This is a genomic window from Azospirillum sp. P4_B5, assembly GCF_056402275.1.
The window spans coordinates 1-1,412 of record NZ_JBFUHT010000128.1; the positions used below are offsets into that span (position 1 = coordinate 1).

At 69.4% G+C, this 1,412-nt stretch carries 1 pseudogene; it reads left to right on the forward strand.

The window, feature by feature from the left end:
• Nucleotides 1-140 precede the first annotated feature (140 nt).
• Nucleotides 141-1,372, forward strand: a pseudogene (locus AC1DVI_RS32325) (IS3 family transposase); the annotation flags it as partial.
• Nucleotides 1,373-1,412: the final 40 nt, after the last annotated feature.

The window sequence follows — 1,412 nt, forward strand, 5'->3', positions numbered from 1 at the left end:
TGGGGCGCGGCACGGTTCGATGAGACACCCGGCTGCGGTAGATTGAACCGCAACCGGAGGTCTTTGAAATGGACAAGGAACAGGGGCGTAAGCGCGAGGGGGCGCCGGAGCGCGCCCACAACGCTGGCGCAGGCGCCCCCTCGGGCGCGGACGCCAGCACGCCCCAACGCTTCTCTGCTGCGCGCAAGGTGGCGGCGGTGACGCGGCTGCTGCGTGGTGAGCCGCTGGAGGTCGTCGCCCGCGAGCTGAACGTCACCGTGGCCCGGCTGTCGGAGTGGCGCGAGCGCGCTTTGGCGGCCGCCGCGTCCGCCATGAAGGAACGGGAACGCGACGAGCGCGATGAGGAKATCGCGCGCCTCAAGGCCAAGGTGGGCGAGATCACCATGGCCAACGAGCTGCTGGAGGAGAAGATCGCCGCGCTGGAGGGCAAACACCCTTTGGCCCGGCGGAGGTCGAGACGATGAGCCAGATCACCTCGCCCTCCACCGGCCGCCCCTATGGTCTGGCCCGGGTTGCCCGGATCTGGCGGGTGTCGCGCGCTACCGTCTATCGGCACCGGACGGACCGCCCGACACCGACGCCCCGGCGCCGAGGCCCGCAGGGTCCGTGCCCGGATGCTGAGCTGATCGAGCACATCCGCCAGCAGATCCTCGCCTCACGCTTTCACGGTGAGGGCTACCGCAAGATCTGGGCGCGTCTGCGGCAGGCGGGCATTCACACCTCGGCCCGCCGGGTGCGGCGGCTGATGGGCGCGCACGGGCTGCTGGCGCCGCATCGAGTGGGGCGGCCGCGTACACGGGCGCACGACGGCACCATCGACACCGAGACGGTGAACGTCATGTGGGGGACCGACATGACCGAGACGATCACCGTGGCCGAGGGCGTGGCGCGCGTCTTCCTCGCGGTCGATCACGCCAACTCCGAGGTGGTGGGCATCCACGCCTCGAAGAGCGGCAACCGCTTCGAAGCCCTGGAACCGGTCCGCCAAGGCGTGCTGCGCCACTTCGGCAGCATCGGCCCGGGCGTCGCGGCTGGACTGAAGCTGCGCCACGATCACGGCTCCAACTACATGTCCGGCGACTTCCAGGCCGAGATCAAGTGCTTGGGCATCGCCAGCTCGCCGTCCTTCGTGCGCGAGCCGGAGGGCAACGGCGTCGCTGAGCGCTTCATCCGGACGCTCAAGGAGAACTTCCTCTGGGTCCACACCTTCGACACCGTCGAGGAGCTGCGCCGCGCTCTGGTCGGGTTCGCTCACCACTACAACGAAACCTGGCTCGTCGCCCGGCATGGACACCGCACCCCAGCCCAGGTGCGCGCCGACCAACTCCGGGTTGATCAGATGCCCATCGCCGAGCTACCCTTGGTCGCCTGAACAAGCCCAGCCGGGTGTCTCAAATCCGGGCCGCGGTACA